Raw genomic sequence first — 19785 nt, forward strand, 5'->3', positions numbered from 1 at the left:
ACGTGGCTGGCGGGTCCATCTCTCCGTGTATGTCAGAGGAGAGTCTCGGCTTCACCGGAGCCACGGCTATCGGCCTCGGGGGGATGATCGGCGGCGGCGTGTTCGCGGTGCTCGGCGTCGTCGCGAGCATCGCGGGCGCGGCCGCCTGGCTGGCATTCCTCGCGGCCAGCCTGGTGTCGATGTGTGCCGCCTACGCCTATCTCAAGCTGAACCGCATCAACGACCGAAAGGGCGGGTCCGTGACCCATCTGGAGACCTACCTCGACGACACGGACTACGCCGGGATGGTCGGCTGGACCCTTTTGTTAGGGTACGTCGGCTCCATCGCGATGTACGCCTACGCCTTCGGCGGGTTCGGGGTCAAGCTGCTCCCGTCGCTCGGACTCGGTGAGAGCGTGCTCCATCCGCTGCTGTCCGTGCTCGCGGTCGCGTTCTTCGTCGGGCTGAACGTCCTCGGGGCGCGGGCGACCGGGAGTTCTGAGAAGGTGCTGGTCACGCTCAAGGTCGTCATCCTGCTCGGCATCGGCCTCTGGGGGCTGTACTACGGGAGCACGAATAACGCCCTCCAGTTCGGCTTCTCGAACGTCGCGACCACCGGCTTCGTCACCGCGGTCGCCGTCTCGTTCGTCTCCTTCCAGGGCTGGCAACTGCTGCTGTACGACCAGGAGAGCATCGAGAACGTCGAGACGAACCTCCCGAGGGCGGTGTACGTCTCCATCGTCGGCGCGATACTCGTCGACTGCATCGTCGCCGTCCTCGTGACCAGTCTCGTGAAGACGAGCGTCATCAAGGCCCACCCGGAGATCGCGGTCGCGCGGGCGGTCGAACCGTTCCTCGGCCAGCTCGGGTTCACCTTCGTCGCGGTCGCCGCGCTCTTCTCGACGGGCAGCGCTATCAACGGGACGCTGTTCTCGGCGGCGCACTTCACCAAGGGGATGCTCGACGACGGGCTCGCCCCGGACCAGCTCGGCGACGCCGACGCGTCTGGTGCGCCGACCCGGACCGTCCTCGTCCTGGGCGCGGCAGCCGCCGCCTTCGCCGCCTACGGGAGCCTGAACGCCATCACCTCTTTCGGCTCGCTGGCGTTCGTCGTCGTCTTCGGGACGATCTGTGCGCTCGCGCTCACGGAGCGCGACCACGAGGAGATGAACCCGCTCCCACCGGCGGCGGGCTTCCTCGGCTGTCTGGCCGCGTTCCCGCTCATCCTCTATCACCTCTGGGTGGCCGAGCGCGGGACGTTCGTCACCGTGGTCGCCCTGGCGGTCGCGGTCGTCGCCATCGAGGTGCTCTACTTCAAGCGAGAGACGCTGCTCGCGGAGGCGGACGCCGTCGAGGACCGCGTGGAATCGGCGGTCGAGAACTGAACCAGGGGGCTGTCGCTCGTGGCTGCAGAAACGAGAGATAGAATCGAGGTCCGAGGGCTTACTTCGCGGCGATGATGTCGTCGATGCGGATGATCATCGTCGCGGCCTCGGTGGCGGACTCGACGGCCTCGCGCTTCACGTCGGCGGGGTCGATGACGCCGTACTTCAGCGGGTCGTCGATGCGACCCGACTCGCCTTCGCTGATGACGCCCATCACGTCACCGCCCTCGTAGGCGGCACGCAGCGAGACGAGTGCGTCGATGGAGTCCATGCCGGTGTTCTCCGCGAGGGTGCGCGGGAGGGTGTCGACCGCGTCGGCGAACGCCTCGACGGCCAGTTGCTTGCGGCCCTCGATGCCGGCTGCACCCTGGCGGACCGCGTCGGAGATGGCGATCTCGGTCGCGCCTGCGCCGGGGACGACCTCCTCGGACTCGGCCGCGAGTGCGACCACGTCGAGGGCGTCCGTGAGGGCGCGTTCGAGCTCGTCGACGACGTGCTCGGTGCCGCCGCGGACGAAGACGGTCACGGACCTTGCGGCCGCACCGCCCTCGATGAACGCGAGTTCGTCCTCACCGAAGCCCTCGACGCGGATGGCGTCGGCGTGGCCGAAGTCCTCGCTGTCGAGGTCCTCGAGCGAGCCGAGGCGCTTGGCACCGACTGCGCGGGCGATTGCCCGGGCGTCCTTGTTCGAGAGCTTCTCGAACGCGAGGATACCCTCGTTCGCGAGGTAGGATGCGACGCGCCTGTCGATGTCGTCGGTGGTGAACACGACGTCGACCTTCGAGTCGGCGATGGTCTTCGCGTAGCCGCGGAGTTCCGTCTCCTCGGCCTCCATCACGGCGTTGAGCTGCTCGATGGAGTCGATGCGGTACTCGGCGTCGACGTCGGTCTTGCGGACCTCGAGGTCGAGGTCGAGGACGAGGATGTTAGCATCCTCGACCGTGCGGGGCATGCCGTCGTGGACGGGCTCCTTGTCGAGGATGATACCCTCGACGAGCTCGGTCGCGTTCGAGGACGCGCCGACCTTCGTGTGGATACGCACGTCGTCACGCTCGACGTCGGTGCCGTCCTGGACGTGGCGGATGGCTTCGACGACGGTCTCGGCCAGCTGGTCGGCGGTCAGGCCGCCGGTGCCCTTGCCGGTCATGCTGGACTCGGCGACCTTGTGGAGGGTCTCCTCGTCCATGCTGACGTCGAGGACCATCTCGTCGATGGCCTCGAGGGCGATGCGGGATGCCTCGCGGTAGCCCTCGACGATGGTCGTCGGGTGCACGTCGCTCTCGAGCAGGTCCTCGGCCTTCGCGAGGAGCTGGCCCGCGAGGACGGCCGCGGTGGTGGTGCCGTCACCGACCTCGTCCTCCTGGGACTGGGCGACCTCGACGATCATCTGTGCGGCGGGGTGCTCGATGTCCATCTCCTTCAGGATGGTCGCGCCGTCGTTCGTGATGACGACCGTGCCCGAGGTGTCGACGAGCATCTTGTCCATGCCGCGGGGGCCGAGCGTTGTCCGTACGGCTTCGGCGACCGCTTTACCGGCCATGATGTTCGACGACTGGGCGTCGCGGCCGTGTGTTCGTCGGGTGTCCTCTGCAAGGATGAACATCGGCTGACCGCCCATGCTACGCTGTGCGAAAGATTGTTGGGGCATGATGGGAAACCTCGAATAGGTATTGTTTGCGAGCCTATATATAGATTTCTTGGCCACAGGTTCGCTTGGCTGCGTTTATCACGCTTTAGTCTGCAAGCCATAAGAAAACCGCGAACACTCTGGGCGGGGGTTCCCCGGCCGGTACCAAGAAATAGCAGCACCCGAATGAATCAGCATAGATGCTGGAGTTGGAACACCGGTTCCGAGTCGTCGACGTCCACGCCCAACTCACCAGCGACGAGCTCGCGTCGACCCGCGGGCGCGCCATCTCGCCCGAGAAGCTCGAACGGGAGATGCAACAGGCAGGGGTCGTCCGGTCGGTCGTGTTCCCCGAGGCCCAGCCCGACGACGGTGACTACATCACGCAGAACAACACCGTCGCCCGGCTGAGCGTCGACCGGCCGTTCATCGCGTTCGCCCGCATCAACGGGCAGCGAGACCCCGGGGCGAGTGCGACGGCACGACTCCGGAACCTCACGACGTCGCGGCAACCGTGGCACACCTCACCTGCGGACGTGGAACAGTACGCCTACGACGACCGGTTCAACGGGTTCGTGCTCGACGCGCCGAACGACGGGCTACCCGACGAGCAGGTCCTCGACGAACTCGCCTCGGTCGGCCTCCCCGTCCTGGTCCGGGCCGGCCACGGCTTCGCCCCCGATGCCGTCGCCGAGACGGTCCTCGGACGCGGGTTCCCGGTCGTCATCGCCCACCTCGGCGGCTACCCGCTCGACCGCGACATGATGGACCGCACGATAGACCTGCTCGACCGTTACGACGAGACCTACGTCGACACCTCGTTCGTCCGGTTCCGCGACCAGCTCGAACGCGCCCTGCTGGAGCATCCCGACCGGGTGCTGTTCGGGAGCGGCGCGCCCTGGACGCACCCGAACGTCGGCGTGATGGAACTGCTGACGCTCGACGTCTCGGAGGACAAGATGCGCAAGGCGTTCTCGAACAACGCGTGTCGGGTCATCGAGGCGCTTCGCCCCGCGGCCGAAGCCTGACCCACGCGACCGACCTACTTCTCTGCGAGTTCGTAGCGACACACTGCCCGGTCCTGACGGGTCGAGATACCGTTCGGGTTGCGGCGGAGCGTCCGGTCCGCCTTCCGGGCCGCCAGACCGTCCTTCGCGCCGAGGACCATCCCCTTCGCCACGGAGCGCCCGCCACCGAGCCAGGACGAGGGCCGTTCGTGGCCGGTCACGACGCCCTTCAGGGAGCGTGCGCCGTCGAAGACAGCATCCCGGAGGGCGCGACCCGCCACGGTCGGGCGCACGCCGTAGTTCTTCACCATGCGGTACACGAGCGACCGGTACTTCCACTCCCAGTCGCGGACCGTGTGGCCGCCGTCGGTCTCGAATTCGCCACGGACGCACATCTCGGACTGCCACGCCACCTCGTGTCGGAGCTGGGCGAGCCGGTGGGCACCGTCACGGGCACCACCGGTCTGGAGGTACTCGTCGAATCCGTCCATGTCCGACAGCGCGTCGCGCGAGAACGCGACGTTGTCGCCGTTGAAGTACGTCACATCGTGGCCCGCGATAGAAACAGCCTCCTTCTCCTCGGTCGTCATCCCCGCCCTGACGGTTCGATGTGTCGGTCCTGTCACGACGCTCGCCCCGTCGTCGATGGCCTGTGTCAGTCCGTCGTACCAGGTCGGTTCGACGACGAGGTCGTAGCTGACGAGGGCGATGACGTCGCCGGTAGCGACCTCGATACCGGCGTTGCGGGCGACGTTGATGTTCCGTTCACTGATCTCGACGAGCACGTCCACGTCGCTGCGCTCGCGAACCATCCCGGTCGTCCCGTCCGCCGACGGCCCGTTGACCACCACGACCTCGGCGTCGGGGACGTGCGCCGCGAGCGCGTCCAGTGAGGCGTGGAGTTCCTCTCGGCCGTTCAGCGTCGGTACGACCACCGAGAGTTGCATAATCTTTGCTTGCGGTTCCGATACTTAAAAACCAGTGTGTCAATTCAGTTCCACTACTTTCCTTCGACGTGGGCGTTCCAGTAGGAAACCGAGGCGAGGCGTTCCAGCCCCGGTGCGTCGAGTATCTCCTTGTCGATGCCGCGGAAGGCGCTCGCCAGGTCGCCGGGAATCTGCCGGTAGAACCCGTAGGGAAGCACGAAGTCGTGGGACTCATCGGCGAGGTGGAGCCCGGCCTTCGAGAGCAGGGATTCGACCTCGGTCCGGGAGTAGAGCCGCGAGCCCATCGGGAGCGCCCAGTTGTAGATGCTCCGCGTGGAGAAGCGGTTGAACGTGTCGAAGAACACCTGCTCTTTCGAGACGCGACACATCTCGGAGAGGAAGGAGGCAGGGGTATCGGCCAGATGGAAGAACCGCATCGCCATCACCACGTCGAAGTGGTCGTCCGGGAAGGGCAGGCGGGCGGCGTCGCCGCGCATGAACTCCAGGTGGTCGTCGACTCCGGCCGCGCGCGCCTTCCGGCGGCCCTGCTGAAGCATCGCCGCGGAGATGTCGAGCCCGATGATATCTGCCCCGCGCTCGGCGAGCATGACGGTGAACCGGCCCGTCCCGCAGGCTATCTCGAGGATGTTCTTGTCCTCGACCGGGCCGATGGCGCTCAACACGGCCTCTTTCTCGCGTCGATCGATGAGGCGACCGCCTCGAGAGAACCGCTTCTCTTCGTACTCCTCGGCCACCTCGTCGGTCTGGTACCATTCCTGCCCCTTCACACTGTCCGATGCTACTCACCCGGTGGGATAAAACGGTATTGGACTCGTCTCGGTGTCGGTCGGTTCCGAGCCAGTTCGGGAAGCTTGTTGTAGTATGGTAACATAGAACACGATATGCCGACCTGCAAGAACTGCGCGACCGAAATCGAGACGGAGGACCTGGTCAGACACGACCGACTGGGCCTCACACTGGTCCATTGCCCCGAGTGTAACTGTCTGATGGGGCAGTACCGCGACCCTAGTTACCGGTCACCCGATCCGGTCGAATCCGAATGATGACACGGGGGCCGCCCTCCTCGCCGTGGTTCGGGTACGTATCCTGTCCCATGTAGCGCTGGGTCAACCGGTCGATGTGCTCGATCGCGCCCTCCTCGGTGACCTCGACGACCTCACCCCGGACCGAGAGGAATCGGTACGGGTCGTCGGGGTCGGTCATCTCGATGCCGACCTTCGGGTTCTCGCGCACGTTGCGCTCCTTCAGGCGGCCCTGTGCAGTGTTGACGAGCAGGTGGTCCGACTCGGTGTCGTAGTCGACCCAGACGGGTGTCACCTGTGGGGTGCCATCGGGCATCACCGTCGCGAAGTGTGCGAACGTCGCCTTCTCGAACAGGTCGTGATACTGTTCGGGAACCGGTTCCATGTCGGGTGATTCGGGCCCTGGAACCAAAAGGGACCGTGTCGCACCCTACCGTGGCATATAATCACTTAATATTATCTTTACTATACCAACCACCATATAGCCAACCCTTAACACCGACCTCCCAAGTGCAACTGGTATGAGCATGAGTACCGCAGACGACCGTGCCGAGAACGCAGAGGAGACCCTCTCCGACGCCGAATACCGTGAACGCCTCCGTGAGCTTCCCCCGAGCGCGAAGCTCGTCGCAAAGGTCCTGGAGTCCGACTCGCCCCTCTCGCAGGGGCAGCTGGCCGAGGAGTCGCTCCTCCCCGACCGCACGGTCCGCTACGCACTCAACCGCCTGGAAGAGGCCGGGCTCGTAAGCTCGCGCTACAGCTTCCAGGACGCACGCAAACAGGTCTACTTCCTGAACGTCTAGCGGCGACCGGCGGGGGCGACAGCCACGACCCCCTCCGACCGTCCCTCGATTCCGTCCCCCACTTCTCAGAGCGGGTGCTTCGGTCGACCCAGCACCGTCGACGCCGACCGGCTGGACGGCGACGGATAGCGTCTGCCCCCTGTCGTTTTACCTGTCACCCGCCTTTGTCATCGCATGACCGACGTCGTGCCTGCCGTCACGCGCATCGCCGTCCCCACGGAGACCCGTGCGCCCACCGCCCGGACCAACGCCTACGTCGTCGGCGAGCGAACGGCCCTGCTCGTCGACCCTGCGACCGTCAACGAACGCCTCGACGAGGTCGTCTCGACCCACGACGTGCGCCACATCGCCCTTACCCATACGCACTCCGACCACGTCGGCGCGGTCGCGCACTACGCCAGGGAGACCGACGCGACCGTCTGGGCCCGGCAGGGACACACCGACCGGTTCGAGGCCGCGACCGGCGTCGAACCCGACCGGACCTTCCGTGAAGGGACCGTCATCCCGGACGTGGACGTTCGCGTGCTGGAGACGCCCGGGCACGCCCGCGACCACGTCTCGTTCGTCGCCGGGGATTCCATCCTCTGTGGCGACCTCGCTATCGCGCAGGGCAGTGTCGTCGTTGGCGGCGACGACGCCGACCTGCGCGCCTACCTGACGAGCCTGCGTCGGCTCTGGGCGATGGCCCCCGCCCAACTCTTCCCGGGTCACGGCCCGGTCCTGACCGACCCCAGCGGTCAGTGCGAGCGACTCATCCGGCACCGGAACCGCCGCGAGAAGAAGGTCCTCGGCGCGGTCGTCGGTGGGGCCACGACCATCGAGGAGATACTCGAATCGGCGTACGACAAGGACCTCTCCGGTGTGCGCGACCTCGCGGCCGCGACGGTCGAGTGCCACCTGGAGAAACTGGCGCGCGCTGGCCGTCTCGAGTGGGACGGTTCGCGAGCGGCCCCTGTGTGAAGTGTAACAGCCGTGCCGAATCGTCCATGGGATGAGGCGGTGGGTCCTCCCGTGGCAACCAGCTATGCTTCGACCAGGTCTGTCTCGACCGTCCCATCTTCTTTGATTTTGACCACATATCCCTCATACAGTTCTACACGTTCACTCCAGAGCGTTTCACCGTTCGACTCGATAGTGACGATTATCCGTTGATCAGCGGGCACACGTGAGCTGAGGTCAACCGTGCCGTGACCCGAATCGTTGAACGACCTGGTGAACAGCACGTCATCGGTCTCGACGCCCCGGATGCTGACAGAGAACTCCTCCGGATAATAGTCCTCGATGAGCAGCAGTTCGTCTGTCGTGGACGTCGTTGCGGTAGATTGCGGTTCAGTTCCCTGCTGCACAGTCCCGAGACAGCCCGCTCCAATCACGGAACAGCTCACAATCAGCACGAGCAATACGTTTCGTAACATGAGATGCGTGGTACCGATAGCCGATTAGCGCTGGTTTCCAGAGCTTTACCGAGTTGGCACGTCTGATACATGTCTCTCTCGAACGATTTTCATCGTTCCTGCTTAGAACCATCGGGTGTCTCTATATCCCCATCCGAGACCACCAGTGGGTTCTGCACGGTGCTAGTCTCGGCCGGTACACACCAGAATAGGACGAGCAGGGTCCGCACAACGAACAGGTCACGCCCATCGAACGAACCGCTTTTTCCCGCTGGTCCCTCACCACCAGTCACGCATGGAGTCACTCGAAGCGGAACTCAAGCGTGCCAGGGACCTCGACGTCGCCAGCCTCGCCGACGCCATCGAGGACATCGGCTTCGAGTGCACACGCTGTGGGGCCTGCTGCACGTCGGAAGCCGAGGACCCACACACCGCGACCGTCTTCCCCGACGAGGTTCGCGAGGTGCAGGAGACGACGGAGTACGACTGGCGTGACGTGGCCCGGCCGATGCCCTACGGCCTGACCGAGAACTCCGATGGGAACGTGGAAGGCGAGACGTTCGAGTGGGCGCTCCAGACCGACTCCTGTGGCGACTGCACCTTCTACACCGAAGACGACGACGGCGTCGGTGCGTGTTCGGTCCACGGCTCTCGCCCGCTCATCTGCCAGACCTACCCCTTCAGCGTCGCACTTTCGGGGACGAGCCAGCCGATGGGCGAGGCAGTAGACGAGTCCGGCATCGTTCGCGCCCACGAGTGCGAGGGCCTGGGCCGGGACATCACCCGCGACGATGCTGAAGAACTGGCCGCGGCGCTCAAGGAGCGGGCAGTGCGAGAACTCGAAGAAGCAATCGGTGTGCGGGACAACTACGACCCGGACGCGGCGGCGAGCGAGCCGGTGGTCGTCCACGACTCAGAAGGCGCTAAACGGCCGGACGGAACGAGAACCGAGTGAGAAGACGAGACCGATTCAAAACGTCTCTTCGATGATCTCGCCGACGGCGAAGTTCGACTTCACCTCGGTGATCTCGACCTTGACGCGCTCGCCAACCTCGGCACCGGGGACGATGATGACGTAGCCGCGCTCGACGCGCGCGATGCCGTCGCCTTGCTTGCCGATGTCCTCGATCTCGACGTAGCGTGTTTCGCCGGCTTCCACCGGGGGCTGGGGCTCCGACGGTGCGGTGCCCGTGCTTTCGGTCGGCTCGGTCGTCTCGGTCTCCTCGCGGGCGATGAGTGCCACGCGATACGTCGAACCCGGTTCGACGGACCCGTTCTCGATCTCCTGACGCGGTACCTCGACGGTGAACGAACCCTCGTCCCCCTCTATCTCGGCACTGAACAGACACAGTAGTTTATCAGATATTTCCACAGTGAGTAGCCTCCACCCGAGTAGACAGGGGCCGCTCTCTTCAAATTTCCGCTGATGCATGAGATGAAAAGGACACTCTGTCCCGGACCGGGTGCAGCCGACGGACCGGGGTGGCGATGTCAGTCCGCCCCGGACTGACGCTGTGCCGTCGTGTACTTCGAGAGGTCCACGTCGGCCGTGACCTCGGCCGGGTCGGCGTAGGGGCGGTCGACGATGATGTCGCCGGCGGTGCCCTTGCCGATGCCCGGAATCGCGGTCAGTTCCTTCATCGACGCGCTGTTGAGGTCGAGGGGGTACGGGACCCCGGTGACGGAGCGATAGCCGTGTCCGACCAGGGACACGTCGACCGTCTGGCCGAGGTCGTACTCGCCCGGGAGGCCGACGAGTAGGGGATAGGTCCCGAGCTGGCGGCCGAACGTCGTGCCGTCCTCGTGGTACTCGAGGTGGACGTCCTCGAGGATGGTCCCCGGTGGTGCGAGCCGTTTCAGGAGCGGGTTGTCTATCTCCTCGCGCACCTGCTTCTTGTACCGCTTGAACAGCTGCTTGTGGTCGTGGGCGATGTGGGCACCCTCGCTGTTCATGTCGGTCCCGGCGAACGTCATCACCTGCCGGATGTTCACCCGTCGGAGCATCAGTCCCTCGTCGTACACCCGGTGGAGGAAGTCGAGGTTGTGCTGGAACGTCTCCTCGCGTTCTTCCTTGAGCCCGTGTAGCAGGTTGATTCCCGGGAGGAGTTTGGGCAGGCGGCGCGGGGCGTCGGGCCCGGTCGAGGGGCCGGAACCGGGCTCGTCACCCGGTCGCCAGCCGCCCTCCTCGTTGACTATCTTGACGGCCTGGAACGCCTCCTCGGCGGTGACGTTCAGGTTGTTCGCCTCCTGGACCTGCGGGTCGGCGGATTCGAGGCCGAAGGCCGCGGTGTCGCCCGGCGTGTTGTGCTTCGCGATGATGCGGATGCCCTCTCTCGACAGCTCGGGCCACTCGACCACCGTGATGGGGTTCATGTTGTCGAGGTGGAGCGTGCCCAGGTCGGGCGCGACCTCCCGGATGCCGCCGTAGAGGTCGCGCAGGGCGTCCGGGTTCGGCTTCTCGCCGTTCCCGCCGTAGGCGAGGATGTCGGCCTGCCTCCCGAGGCGGAAGTGCCGGGCACCACGGTCGTACAGTTCCTCGACCTCGCCGACGACGGACTCGGGCTGGCGGAAGGAGGGGTTCCCGTACAGTGGCTCGGTACAGAACGAGCACCGGTACGGGCACCCCCGGGACGTTTCCATCTCACAGATGAGGTACTCGGGATGGTTGGGATGCTGTTCGATGACGAAGGCACCCGCAGACGCCCAGCGGTCGATCTCCTGATTGTCCCGCATCCGGTTGTTGAAGCCCTCCAGTCCGGACTCCACGAGGTCGTAGGCGGCGGCCTCCACGTCGCCTTTCGCCACGAAGTCGTAGTCGAGGTCGTCGCGCTCGGTCTCGGTCGCACCGGCGTTCTCGTCGCCGACGCCGAACTTCACGGGCCCGCCCATCAGGGTCGTCCCCTGGGCGGTCCACGCGAGCTCTTTCACCTCGTCCGGTTCCGCGGGCGTGCCGCCGACGTACTTCCCGGGGACGGTCATCCCGCCGAGGTAGCACATGAGGTCGGCCTGTTCGACCTCGGCCCACAGCATGCGGTCCTCGCGCAGTTCGTCGATGGTGAGGTACGTGACGTTCTCGGCCGGCACCCCCGCGTCGACCAGCGCCCCGGCGGTGTACCGGGGGTAGGTCGAGATGTACGGCGGCACCCCGAAGTGCGCCGGCTCGTCGACGTAGCCGTCGACGATGGTGACGTCGAGAGTCGCGGGGTCGGTCATATGCCATGGTGGACGCCGAAGCGGTAAAACGAGTGCGGAACCGTCGTGGTGGGTTCGAAAAAACCGAGTCGCTGTGCGTCGCCGGTCAGGGCGCGACCATCGGCTGGTGGTCCAGCGTGATGATGGCATCGAGCGAGTCGTCGCTCAGTTTCCCGACTGCGAACGCGGTGTAGGTCTTGCCGGCCTCGACGGTGACGCTCGGCACCGTGAGGACTGGCTCGTCTTCACCTGCGGGCATGACCTGCAGCTCGTAGCTGCCAGCGTCGACGCTCGCGTACGCACCGGCCTTCCCGAACGGCATGTCCGCGAACAGCCTCGCCCCGTCGAACGCGACGTCGACGTTGCCGGCGTCCGGGGCAGTGTGGACGAAGCGGACCCGGCCCGCGTTCTGTTTCTCCTCGTTCTTGTCGTTCAGGACGAGGGTATCGATGTCCGCGAGGTCACCGATGGCGAGGACGGTGAACTCGTGGTCTGCTTCCAGTTCGAACGACTTCTCGATGACCGGCTGGTCCGGCTTCCCGGCGGGACAGATCTTCACGTCGTGACTCCCCGCTGTGACCTCAATGTAGTCGCTGACGTCCTTGAACGAGACGTCGGAGGCGACCTTCTCGCCGTCGACGAAGACGTCGACTGCGGGGGCGTCCGGCGAGCAGTGCCCGATACGTACCTGTGTGTTTGTTGCCATTGTACTCCCTCCGTGGGCAGTTCACTAGTGGGGCCATGCCGTATTCAGGTCGTTGTCACCCCTGTCGTCAGGTCACCCGGCGGTAACGTCGAGAACAACAGAAAGTTGTCATTCTCCGGGGCGGTCCGGTCGCACCGGGCCAGCACCACAGCCAGGCTCCTCAGTCGCGCCGCCCCAGCATCGTCGTCGCGCCAACCACGGCCAGCGCGGCCAGTGCTGTCCCGATGCCGAAGCCCGGAATCGCGCTCTCGGAGCCATCCGCTGTCGGGGTCGCCGTCTCGGTCGCCTCCGGCGTCGTGGTCGGGGCGTCCGTGGCAGACTCGGTCGGTTCGGGCGTGCTCGTCGCCGTCGCGGTCTGGATCGACGCGTCGGTCGGTGCAGCGTCCTCGCCGTCCGGGACCCCGTCACCGTCGGTGTCCGCTTTGGTCGGGTCGGTGTTCGTATCGTAGCGCTCGGTACCGTCGTCGAGGCCGTCACCGTCGGTGTCCGCTTTGGTCGGGTCCGTGCCGGCGAACTCGCGTTCGGTACCGTCGTCGAGACCGTCACCGTCGGTGTCCTTCTTCGTCGGGTCCGTTCCGATGTCGCGTTCGGTCTGGTCGTCGATGCCGTCGCCGTCGGTGTCCGGGTTCAGCCGGTTCAGCCCGAGGCGGTTCTCCTCGGCGTCGGTGATGCCGTCGTCGTCGGAGTCGAGCGGGCCCTCGGGCTCGGCGAACAGCGACTCGTTCTCCGGGACCTCCGGGACGGCGTCGGTCGTCACGTATCGCTCGACCCAGTCGCGAAGGGACTCGTCACCGCTCACGTCGACCACCGCCTCCTGGAAGTTCGCGACGGTGACCTCCTCACCGCGGACGTTCAGCAGGTAGAACACGTCCTCGACCGTGTTCTTGCCATCGGTTGCCTGTCGAATCTCGGCGTCGAGTGCCGCGAGGACGCGCCGGCCCTTCGTGTACTCGGCGTACTCGGAGGTCCACCGGTCCTCCGAACTCAACTGCGACGCGGCGTCGCGGTCGGTCGAGACGTGCTGGTAGAACTCGTCGAACGTGATCCGGTTCTCCTGGTAGGTCAGCAGCGCGGTCATGTAGTCCGCGCTCCCCTCGAAGAACCAGTCCATCTTGTGGGTCGTGGTGAAGCGCTGGCGCGTGTGGATGTACTCGTGGACCCAGACGTTGTCGGGGTCGTTCACGTCGCCGGAGTGGTGAACCCACATGTCGGTGTTACCGGCCTGGAGACCGCCGCGGCGGATCGGGTCCGGGGCGACGAACACGCGGATGTCGTCGTTCCCGTGGTGGACGTCGAGGTTGTCCATCGCGTACGTCAGGGTGCCGAACACGGCCGAGGTGTCGACCTCGGTCGTGTCGGGGACGACGAGCGTCATCTTCCGGCCCTGTGACTCGTAATCGAGTGCCCTGTGGGGACCGAGGAACGCCATGCGGTCGCCGACGAGACCCTCACCTGCCGCCTCGTAGGTCGTCGGGAGGGTGTCGTCCTCCCAGGAGTGGTACGTCTCCGCACCGTCGGTGAAGAAGCGGGCGGGGAACCGGGTCGGCACCAGTGCCCAGTCGCCCGCGTCGTAGAAGTTATAGCTCCCGAACAGCTGCTGGTTGGCCTCGAGTCTGATGCGGATGCTCGGGGTCTGCGTCTCGCCGTCCCAGGTGTAGGTCCACTGCCCCCCGCGGGTCTCGAACCCGGCGCGCTCGATCACGGTCGCCCCCTGCGGGAGCGCGACGTCCAGCCCGGTGACGTTCTTGGCGACGTCGAAGTTGGCGACCAACTCGACGTGTCCGGGGTCGTCCGGTGTCAGGTGAACCACGAGGGTTCGCTCGACCGCGTCGTTCCCGGCGGTGGTTTCGGTCAGCGCTGGCGATGTGTCGGCTGCCGCCGGCACGGTCGTCGGGCCGGCGACCGCTGCGAGGAGGAGCGCCACCGCGACGACGGTGGCAGACCAATTGGTACCCATCAACAACATGTTCGGCAAGTCGAAGAAAAGCGTTCCGCCCTCCGAAAACTGTTTTCCCCTGACGACCGAACCATCGAGTATGCCCGCGACGATGGAAGTCAAGTGTACCGACGGTGACTGCGAGCTGGACATGTTCGAACTGCACTACACGTACGACATGCCCGACGACACGACGGTCGCGGACTTCGTCTGTCCGTACTGTCAGGGCGACGACTGCCTCGAGGAAATCGAACTATGACGCTCCGAGACATCGGCAAGTCGGTGAGCAACTCGGTCCTGAAGCAGGTCGGCCGCGCGGCCAGCCAGATGCAGGAGAACCGCCCGATTCCCGTCGACGTGCTCGAATCCGACGACGCCTACCTCGTCGTGTTCGACGCCCCCGGGGCCACGCAGTCCGACGTGCAGGTCCGCTACATCGACGGTGCGGTCGAGGTCCGAATCGACCGCTTCCGCCAGTTCTACGAGGACTACGAGATGCGCGTCCCCGGCCGCGGCATGTCGCTCGACGGCCACGCGGAACTGCCCGACGACGCGCTCGTCAACGCCGAGGACGCGAAGGCGACGCTCCGGAAGAACGGCACGCTGGAGATCGAGATTCCGAAAGAAGAAGGCGAGACGGACGACGAATCCGTCGACACCGTCACCATCGCCGAACCCGACGACGACGAGGAGACGGAAGAGTAACTCTCCTTCGAGGTTCTCACTCGCTTCGCTCGTTCCGAACCTCGCTCTCGCGGTTCCTCCCTGCGGCCGCGGTCGCGCCATGGCTCGCGGCTCCTACCTGCGGCCGCATTCGTGCTACTGCTCGCGGCTTCGCCGCTCGCCTTCGAGGTTCCTCCCTGCGGTCGGAACCTCGCTACTCCACATCCATCCCTTCCACAATCTCGAACTCCTCGTCCCCGTCGAACCGCGTCGGGTCGAACGGCTCGATACCCTCGCCACCGCGAATCTGTGCAGCAATAGCCTCACCCAGCGCCGGTGACCGCATGAACCCGTGGCCCTGGAAACCGGTCGCGACGTAGAGGCCGTCTCGTAATTCACCAAGCAGCGGGTCGTGGTCGGGGGTCGCCGTACACAACCCGGCCCAGGCGCGCTCGACGTCGGGCGAACAGCCAGCGCGGTGTTCCACGCCCGCCGAAACGTCCGAGACGAACCAGTCGTCGGCGTCCCGGTTCCAGTCGTCCGGGTCTGATTCGACCTCCTCGGTCCCGTCCCCCGCGAGCAGCCCGTCAGGGTGGGGCCGCAGGTAGAATCCGCCGGTTGCGTCGTAGCAGATGGGAATCTCGAGTTCGTCGCTGGCGGTGAGCGCCTGCACGCGGTAGGGTTTCATCGCGATGGGAATGTCAACTCGGGCGAGCAACTGCTTCGAGTGCGCGCCGGCCGCGACGAGGACCGCGTCGAATTCCTGTACCTCGCCGTCGACCACGACACCGGTCGGGTCGGTGCTGAGTTCCACCGTGGTGTTGGTCCGGACCGTCGCGCCCGCTTCGGCTGCTTTCTCAGCCAGTAGCGGCGGGTAGGTCGGCGGGATGACGTGGGCCGCGTCGTGGGCGACCGCGGCGACCGCCACGTCGTCGAGGTTGAGGTCAGGGAACTCCGAGTCGAGGGTTTCGAGGTCGGCCAGCTCGACGTTTCGTCCGTGTTTCTGCATCCGCGGTACCTGCTCGCGGATGGCCTCGGCGCGCTTCTCGTCGCCCTCGCGTGCCAGCCAGACGTAGGGCCACGGTGAGAGTTCGAAGTCGCCCTGGCCGTCGAACGCCCGGAAGCGCTCCAGGGCGCGCTGGGCGACCGCGGCGTCCACGTCCTCGGCAAAGGCGTCGTAGCAGATGCCCGAGGCACGGCCGGTGCTCCCGCTGGCGATGTCGCCGGCCTCGAACAGGGTCACCTCGGCCCCGTCGCGGGCGAGGTCGTAGGCCGCGGTAGTCCCGACCGCACCGCCGCCGACGACGGCGACGGTTTCTGGAATTTCGGATTCGCTCCCCGTCATCGGTGGCCCTCCGGGAGGAGCGCCTCGAACTGGGTCTCAGAAAGCCAGTCGACCAGTGCGTCCAGTTCGTCGGTCGCCTTCTCGAACAGTTGCTTGCCCGCGCCTGGCGAGCCGCTGGTCGGGTGCCCGACCGCGCCGGACTCGGAGAAGTCGGCGGTGTCGAAGCCGACGTTCGCGCCGTGGACCGACTTCCCCCACGAGTCGGCCGCGCCGTCCTCGGCCTCCTCCAGATTCTCCTCGCGGACGAGGTCTCCCTGGATGTGCATGACCATGCTCGTCTCGACCTCGTCGGCGTGGCCGATGCCGGCCTGCCCAAACAGTTCGGCGTCCAGTCCTTCGAGGTTCGACCACCAGTTCCAGGGCGCGGCGAAGGCAGTTTCATTCCGGCGCAGTCGCCGGGCTGCCCGGGTGATGGCGTCGGTGTTCCCGCCGTGGCCGTTCACGATGACGGCCTTGCGGACGCCGTGGCTGGCCATGCTCGAAAGCACGTCGGAGACGTAGTCCTCGAACGTCTCGGGGTCGGTCCACAGCGTCCCGTCGAACTGCCGGTGGTGCTCGCTGACCCCGACCGGCAGGGTGGGGAGGCAGACCACGTCGTCGCGGTCGGCCACCGCGTCGGCGACTGCCTCGGCCGCCATGAAGTCGGTGCCGAGTGGGAGGGCTGGCCCGTGCTGTTCGACGCTGCCTGTCGGCAGCAGCGCGACCTCGGCGGAATCGAGGGAGTCGCCGAGGGTCGTCGTCGTGTGTCGCGCGAGGTGCATACCGGAGGTGCTTGTGGGGGTGAGGTAAACCTTCTGCCGTGGACGGGTTCTCGGTCGGAACCGGGTGCGTCCTCGAAGCGGGTGTGGCTGCACCACGATGCGCCAGCTACGGCTCCAGGTCGAATAGAACCGAAACCACGAGGGCCGAAATCGGCCCTCAGTTCAGGAACTCGTCCAGCCCGCGCGCCGGGTAGCCGACCACGTAGTCGGCTCCCAGTTCCTTCAGCTCCGCAACGCGCTCGCGGACCGTCTCGGTATCGCCGACCAGCGCGAAGTCGGTGCTCGCCGTGAGGAGCACCTCACGCGCCCGGCCGGTCGCAGTCGAATCCGTCGCGCAGCCGTCGGGCAGTGCCCGCGCCACCGCACCGCGGCGGGAGATGTACCCGCCCACGGCGTCCAGCACCGCGTCCTCCTCGTCGGTGAGGACAGTGGGCGCGTAGATGGCGACCTCGCCGTCGAAGCCGGCATCTCGGAGAGCCCGCAGGTCCCGCGCGGTCGAGCGCGAGAGCAGTTCGAACTGCGTGCCACCGGCGGCCATCGCGATGCGCTCGATGCCCTCGGTGCCGACCCACGCCTCGGCATCGACCTTGCGGGCCGCGCCGAGTCGCGGTGCAATCGCCCGGCCCTTCTCGTCGTCGGTGAGGTAGGCGGGGTGGCCGGCGACCAGGATGCGCCGGATTTCCTCGGGCAGCGTCTGGGCCAGCGAGTTGTCGCCGAGGGGGTCGAACCCGTCGGCGCGGACCGGCGTGGTGACCATGACTCGCGAGTGCTGGGCGAGGTCACGCAGGACCGACGCGTCGGGCAGATGCTCGCGGCCCTCGTAGTCCACCGCGAGCATGTCGACGTCGAGGCCGACTGCCTGGGAGATGTCGACCTCCTTGGGCTTGAGCGCGACGCCGTCGAGGCCAGTCCGGGGGAGAGTGACGCCTCTGGTTAGCATTTTGCGATACCTCCGCTAGTGAAACAGAATGATAGGCTATCGGTCGAGTGGAACTCGATCCATCGTCTGGGCGACCATGTACTGTAGGACAGGCCAGCTTCTGGGATAAGCGTGTCGGAGCACACGAAGTATCGCCGGGGGAAGCTGACGAGTTCGAGGTAACTCAGCTACTCCGGTGACCACTCACACGAGGTCCCGAAGGTGAGCTCCTCGTCGTCGATGTACGCCGCGAGGCAGGCGTAGTTGCAGAACGGTTTCTCGTCGTCTGCGCCTCCCTCGCGGACGTACACCGGGTCGTGTCGCTCGACGTCGCTCTCACAGTAGATGCAGGGTGTGGACATACTGGTCGCAACTGACGGTCGCCACCGCCAAGAACCTGTTTCCGGCTGTCAGGGCACGCGATACGTCGCGACCAGTTCGAACCCTCCTTCGGCGTCCGCCGCCTCGGGCTGGGCCACGGTCGAGAACGCCCACTGTCCGCGTTCGAGTTCGACCTCGTCGATGACCGTCTCTCCCGCGGCTCCGCTTCCGTTCGGCCCGATGACCCAGCTGTACCGGGCCGACGGCTGGAGCCTGACCGCCGTCGGCCAGACGTTGTCGGGAGCGACGTGTCGCCAGCCGACGGCGGTCCACTCGTGGAGGTCCCACGAGTTGGGCCCGACGAGCCACGGTTCCGAGGTCCCGTTCCGCACGACGAACCGGACCGAATCGACCCTGGTCTCGGGACCGACCGATTTCTCGACTCGAATCGTCACCGGGGCATCGTCGCCCTGGCAGACCGTGGCGCTGGGGTCCGACTGGAAGGAAGGGCAGTGTTCAGGTTCGGGGTCGGGCTGTCTCACGCCGTAGGCGACCAGGGGACTCGCGAGGAGGGCGGCCGACCCGAGTTCGGCCAACACGGCTCTGCGGTTCACGAGTGCGGATTCTGGTGGGTGAGAGAAAGCGTTTGTGTCGGCGTCGTCAGATGCGCCGGTCGAGCCGCATCGGCGCGCGCCAGTCCGTCGTCAGTTCGAGCAGTTGCACGAGGATGCGCCCCGTCGCGCCCCAGACGGTGTAGCCGTTGACGTGGAAGTAGTGGATGACTATCTCGCCGTAGTAGGGGTGGTCGCGGTGCTCGTACTCGTAGTTCTCGTCGTCGAGCAGGGCCGACACCGGGAGCAGCGCCACCTCAGCGACCTCGCGCTCGTTCGGGTCGTAGGCGCGGTCGGGGGCCATCCCGACGAACGGTGTCACCGCATATTCGGTGATCGTCCGGATGTCGTCCAGTCGGCCGACCATGTCGACCTCGTCGGGATGGAGCCCGATCTCCTCGTACGCTTCGCGGAGAGCGGTCTCCTGGATATCGACGTCCCCGGGTTCGTTGCCACCGCCGGGGAAACTCATCTGCCCGGGGTGTTTGCCGAGGTGGTCGGCGCGTTTCGTGAACAGTAGGTGGTACTCGCCGTCCCGTTCGATGACGGGGATGAGAACCCCGGCATCGTGTTTCTGGTCCTCGATGGGACGGGGTGTGAACTCGGCGACGCGACGCAGGTCCATCAAGCATACGTATGCACCAGAAATGTAAAGCGTTCACTCTCTGCGCAACGGGCGGTGTCCCGTCTGGCTCAGTCGTCCAGACGCGCGTCGAGCCGGTTCCGGATGGTGGTGCAGTCCACCGGTGCCCAGGCCTCGAGGTCGTAGCTCACGTCGACCAGTTCGCGCATGCGGTCGGTGTCGCCCCCGGCGAGGGCCGCGGTCGCTTCGTCCTCCAGGGTCGCCCGAACGCCCGCACCCAGTTCCTCCCGGTCGACGTCGCGCTCGTCCACGTCCATGATGTGTGGGAGGTCCTCGCTGTGTGGCGGTTGCTCGGGGAACGCCCGCGGTCCGGCGACCAGCAGTGGCTCGCCATCGTCGCGCTCGTACTCGACCAGATGATAGCTCTTGATGGCCTCGTCGAGGGTCTCCCCGGCGTCCACCCCGTCTAGTTCCTCCCCCTCGCGGTACGCGAGCTCGGAGAGCGCCTCGTACAGTTCGTCACGGGTGAGTCCCCCGAACAGCTCAACGACACCGGCGAGTTCGTCGGCACTGACGCGCATGGT

23 protein-coding genes are annotated in these 19785 nt (G+C 66.2%); 7 read left to right on the plus strand and 16 right to left on the minus strand.

Translation table 11 applies throughout. From position 1 onward, the window contains the following. The first annotated feature begins 29 nt into the window (after positions 1–29). A complete protein-coding gene (locus tag N6C22_RS07145) occupies positions 30–1364 on the plus strand; it encodes an APC family permease (protein WP_261650410.1) in 1335 nt (444 codons plus the stop codon). A 58-nt stretch (positions 1365–1422) separates the two neighbouring features. On the opposite strand, the gene thsA is transcribed toward N6C22_RS07145, so the two are convergent. After that, positions 1423–2967, minus strand: a complete 1545-nt coding sequence (gene thsA / locus N6C22_RS07150; protein ID WP_369684432.1) for a thermosome subunit alpha — start codon at positions 2965–2967, stop codon at positions 1423–1425. Between the two features lie 224 nt (positions 2968–3191). On the opposite strand from thsA, the gene N6C22_RS07155 reads away from it, so the two are divergent. Then, the gene (locus tag N6C22_RS07155) at positions 3192–4019 is read left to right on the plus strand and encodes an amidohydrolase family protein (RefSeq protein ID WP_261650411.1); all 828 of its coding nucleotides are present in this window, start codon (positions 3192–3194) and stop codon (positions 4017–4019) included. 14 nt (positions 4020–4033) lie between these two features. Here N6C22_RS07155 and N6C22_RS07160 read toward each other — a convergent pair whose 3' ends face one another. The 3 genes from N6C22_RS07160 to N6C22_RS07170 form a co-directional block, all read right to left on the minus strand. Continuing rightward, positions 4034–4945 (minus strand): glycosyltransferase, encoded by a 912-nt coding sequence (locus N6C22_RS07160; RefSeq protein WP_261650412.1) that lies wholly within the window; start codon positions 4943–4945, stop codon positions 4034–4036. 53 nt (positions 4946–4998) lie between these two features. Beyond that, positions 4999–5712, minus strand: a complete 714-nt coding sequence (locus tag N6C22_RS07165; RefSeq protein WP_261650413.1) for a class I SAM-dependent methyltransferase — start codon at positions 5710–5712, stop codon at positions 4999–5001. A 238-nt stretch (positions 5713–5950) separates the two neighbouring features. Then, positions 5951–6352 carry a PPOX class F420-dependent oxidoreductase gene (locus N6C22_RS07170; RefSeq protein ID WP_261650414.1) on the minus strand — a complete coding sequence of 134 codons (402 nt, stop codon included), beginning with the start codon at positions 6350–6352 and terminating at the stop codon, positions 5951–5953. A 136-nt stretch (positions 6353–6488) separates the two neighbouring features. On the opposite strand from N6C22_RS07170, the gene N6C22_RS07175 reads away from it, so the two are divergent. Both N6C22_RS07175 and N6C22_RS07180 read left to right on the plus strand, forming a co-directional pair. After that, positions 6489–6770: a winged helix-turn-helix domain-containing protein gene (locus tag N6C22_RS07175; RefSeq protein WP_369684393.1), complete on the plus strand. Its 282-nt coding sequence runs from the start codon at positions 6489–6491 to the stop codon at positions 6768–6770. A 174-nt stretch (positions 6771–6944) separates the two neighbouring features. Further along, entirely contained in the window at positions 6945–7730 is a 786-nt protein-coding gene (locus N6C22_RS07180) for an MBL fold metallo-hydrolase (protein WP_261650415.1), read from the plus strand. Between the two features lie 62 nt (positions 7731–7792). Here the strand turns inward: N6C22_RS07180 and N6C22_RS07185 are convergent, their stop codons facing one another. After that, positions 7793–8143, minus strand: coding sequence for a hypothetical protein (locus N6C22_RS07185; RefSeq protein WP_261650416.1), 351 nt, complete (start codon positions 8141–8143; stop codon positions 7793–7795). A 316-nt stretch (positions 8144–8459) separates the two neighbouring features. On the opposite strand from N6C22_RS07185, the gene N6C22_RS07190 reads away from it, so the two are divergent. Further along, positions 8460–9119, plus strand: coding sequence for a YkgJ family cysteine cluster protein (locus N6C22_RS07190; RefSeq protein ID WP_261650417.1), 660 nt, complete (start codon positions 8460–8462; stop codon positions 9117–9119). A gap of 15 nt (positions 9120–9134) precedes the next feature. Here N6C22_RS07190 and N6C22_RS07195 read toward each other — a convergent pair whose 3' ends face one another. The 4 genes from N6C22_RS07195 to N6C22_RS07210 form a co-directional block, all read right to left on the minus strand. After that, on the minus strand, positions 9135–9536 hold the full coding sequence (locus N6C22_RS07195) for a TRAM domain-containing protein (RefSeq protein ID WP_261650418.1): 402 nt from the start codon (positions 9534–9536) through the stop codon (positions 9135–9137). A gap of 119 nt (positions 9537–9655) precedes the next feature. Continuing rightward, positions 9656–11377: a radical SAM protein gene (locus N6C22_RS07200; RefSeq protein ID WP_261650419.1), complete on the minus strand. Its 1722-nt coding sequence runs from the start codon at positions 11375–11377 to the stop codon at positions 9656–9658. Positions 11378–11462: 85 nt separating this feature from the next. After that, positions 11463–12062, minus strand: a complete 600-nt coding sequence (locus N6C22_RS07205) for a DUF4397 domain-containing protein (RefSeq protein WP_261650420.1) — start codon at positions 12060–12062, stop codon at positions 11463–11465. 160 nt (positions 12063–12222) lie between these two features. Further along, positions 12223–14019, minus strand: a complete 1797-nt coding sequence (locus N6C22_RS07210) for a thrombospondin type 3 repeat-containing protein (protein ID WP_261650421.1) — start codon at positions 14017–14019, stop codon at positions 12223–12225. 79 nt (positions 14020–14098) lie between these two features. Between N6C22_RS07210 and N6C22_RS07215 the strand changes: the two genes are divergently transcribed. Both N6C22_RS07215 and N6C22_RS07220 read left to right on the plus strand, forming a co-directional pair. Further along, entirely contained in the window at positions 14099–14257 is a 159-nt protein-coding gene (locus N6C22_RS07215) for a hypothetical protein (RefSeq protein ID WP_261650422.1), read from the plus strand. Next, positions 14254–14703: an Hsp20/alpha crystallin family protein gene (locus N6C22_RS07220; RefSeq protein ID WP_261650423.1), complete on the plus strand. Its 450-nt coding sequence runs from the start codon at positions 14254–14256 to the stop codon at positions 14701–14703. The genes N6C22_RS07215 and N6C22_RS07220 overlap by 4 nt, the downstream gene beginning before the upstream one ends. Positions 14704–14875: 172 nt before the next feature. On the opposite strand, the gene N6C22_RS07225 is transcribed toward N6C22_RS07220, so the two are convergent. The 7 genes from N6C22_RS07225 to N6C22_RS07255 form a co-directional block, all read right to left on the minus strand. Continuing rightward, the gene (locus N6C22_RS07225) at positions 14876–16006 is read right to left on the minus strand and encodes an FAD-binding oxidoreductase (RefSeq protein ID WP_261650424.1); all 1131 of its coding nucleotides are present in this window, start codon (positions 16004–16006) and stop codon (positions 14876–14878) included. Next, entirely contained in the window at positions 16003–16767 is a 765-nt protein-coding gene (locus tag N6C22_RS07230) for a creatininase family protein (protein ID WP_261650425.1), read from the minus strand. Before N6C22_RS07230 ends, N6C22_RS07225 begins: the two co-directional genes overlap by 4 nt. A gap of 157 nt (positions 16768–16924) precedes the next feature. Then, positions 16925–17707 (minus strand): luciferase, encoded by a 783-nt coding sequence (locus N6C22_RS07235; protein WP_261650426.1) that lies wholly within the window; start codon positions 17705–17707, stop codon positions 16925–16927. A gap of 167 nt (positions 17708–17874) precedes the next feature. After that, entirely contained in the window at positions 17875–18048 is a 174-nt protein-coding gene (locus N6C22_RS07240; protein ID WP_261650427.1) for a hypothetical protein, read from the minus strand. A gap of 48 nt (positions 18049–18096) precedes the next feature. Continuing rightward, positions 18097–18621, minus strand: a complete 525-nt coding sequence (locus N6C22_RS07245; protein WP_261650428.1) for a hypothetical protein — start codon at positions 18619–18621, stop codon at positions 18097–18099. A 46-nt stretch (positions 18622–18667) separates the two neighbouring features. Continuing rightward, positions 18668–19243 (minus strand): CoA pyrophosphatase, encoded by a 576-nt coding sequence (locus N6C22_RS07250; protein WP_261650429.1) that lies wholly within the window; start codon positions 19241–19243, stop codon positions 18668–18670. Between the two features lie 68 nt (positions 19244–19311). Beyond that, positions 19312–19782, minus strand: coding sequence for a hypothetical protein (locus tag N6C22_RS07255; RefSeq protein WP_261650430.1), 471 nt, complete (start codon positions 19780–19782; stop codon positions 19312–19314). Positions 19783–19785: the final 3 nt, after the last annotated feature.

The sequence above is a fragment of the Haloarchaeobius sp. HME9146 genome (genome assembly GCF_025399835.1).
In the GTDB taxonomy this organism is placed as follows: Archaea; Halobacteriota; Halobacteria; order Halobacteriales; family Natrialbaceae; genus Haloarchaeobius.

Bases quoted from the DNA above. Each gene is read 5' to 3' on its own strand.
- thsA (WP_369684432.1), bottom strand. From the start codon at position 2,967: ATGTTCATCCTTGCAGAGGACACCCGACGAACACACGGCCGCGACGCC.
- N6C22_RS07160 (WP_261650412.1), bottom strand. From the start codon at position 4,945: ATGCAACTCTCGGTGGTCGTACCGACGCTGAACGGCCGAGAGGAACTC.
- N6C22_RS07205 (WP_261650420.1), bottom strand. From the start codon at position 12,062: ATGGCAACAAACACACAGGTACGTATCGGGCACTGCTCGCCGGACGCC.
- N6C22_RS07225 (WP_261650424.1), bottom strand. From the start codon at position 16,006: ATGACGGGGAGCGAATCCGAAATTCCAGAAACCGTCGCCGTCGTCGGC.
- N6C22_RS07145 (WP_261650410.1), top strand. From the start codon at position 30: ATGTCAGAGGAGAGTCTCGGCTTCACCGGAGCCACGGCTATCGGCCTC.
- N6C22_RS07170 (WP_261650414.1), bottom strand. From the start codon at position 6,352: ATGGAACCGGTTCCCGAACAGTATCACGACCTGTTCGAGAAGGCGACG.
- N6C22_RS07215 (WP_261650422.1), top strand. From the start codon at position 14,099: ATGCCCGCGACGATGGAAGTCAAGTGTACCGACGGTGACTGCGAGCTG.
- N6C22_RS07230 (WP_261650425.1), bottom strand. From the start codon at position 16,767: ATGCACCTCGCGCGACACACGACGACGACCCTCGGCGACTCCCTCGAT.
- N6C22_RS07175 (WP_369684393.1), top strand. From the start codon at position 6,489: ATGAGCATGAGTACCGCAGACGACCGTGCCGAGAACGCAGAGGAGACC.
- N6C22_RS07235 (WP_261650426.1), bottom strand. From the start codon at position 17,707: ATGCTAACCAGAGGCGTCACTCTCCCCCGGACTGGCCTCGACGGCGTC.
- N6C22_RS07210 (WP_261650421.1), bottom strand. From the start codon at position 14,019: ATGGGTACCAATTGGTCTGCCACCGTCGTCGCGGTGGCGCTCCTCCTC.
- N6C22_RS07200 (WP_261650419.1), bottom strand. From the start codon at position 11,377: ATGACCGACCCCGCGACTCTCGACGTCACCATCGTCGACGGCTACGTC.
- N6C22_RS07240 (WP_261650427.1), bottom strand. From the start codon at position 18,048: ATGTCCACACCCTGCATCTACTGTGAGAGCGACGTCGAGCGACACGAC.
- N6C22_RS07255 (WP_261650430.1), bottom strand. From the start codon at position 19,782: ATGCGCGTCAGTGCCGACGAACTCGCCGGTGTCGTTGAGCTGTTCGGG.
- N6C22_RS07155 (WP_261650411.1), top strand. From the start codon at position 3,192: ATGCTGGAGTTGGAACACCGGTTCCGAGTCGTCGACGTCCACGCCCAA.
- N6C22_RS07220 (WP_261650423.1), top strand. From the start codon at position 14,254: ATGACGCTCCGAGACATCGGCAAGTCGGTGAGCAACTCGGTCCTGAAG.
- N6C22_RS07190 (WP_261650417.1), top strand. From the start codon at position 8,460: ATGGAGTCACTCGAAGCGGAACTCAAGCGTGCCAGGGACCTCGACGTC.
- N6C22_RS07250 (WP_261650429.1), bottom strand. From the start codon at position 19,243: ATGGACCTGCGTCGCGTCGCCGAGTTCACACCCCGTCCCATCGAGGAC.
- N6C22_RS07180 (WP_261650415.1), top strand. From the start codon at position 6,945: ATGACCGACGTCGTGCCTGCCGTCACGCGCATCGCCGTCCCCACGGAG.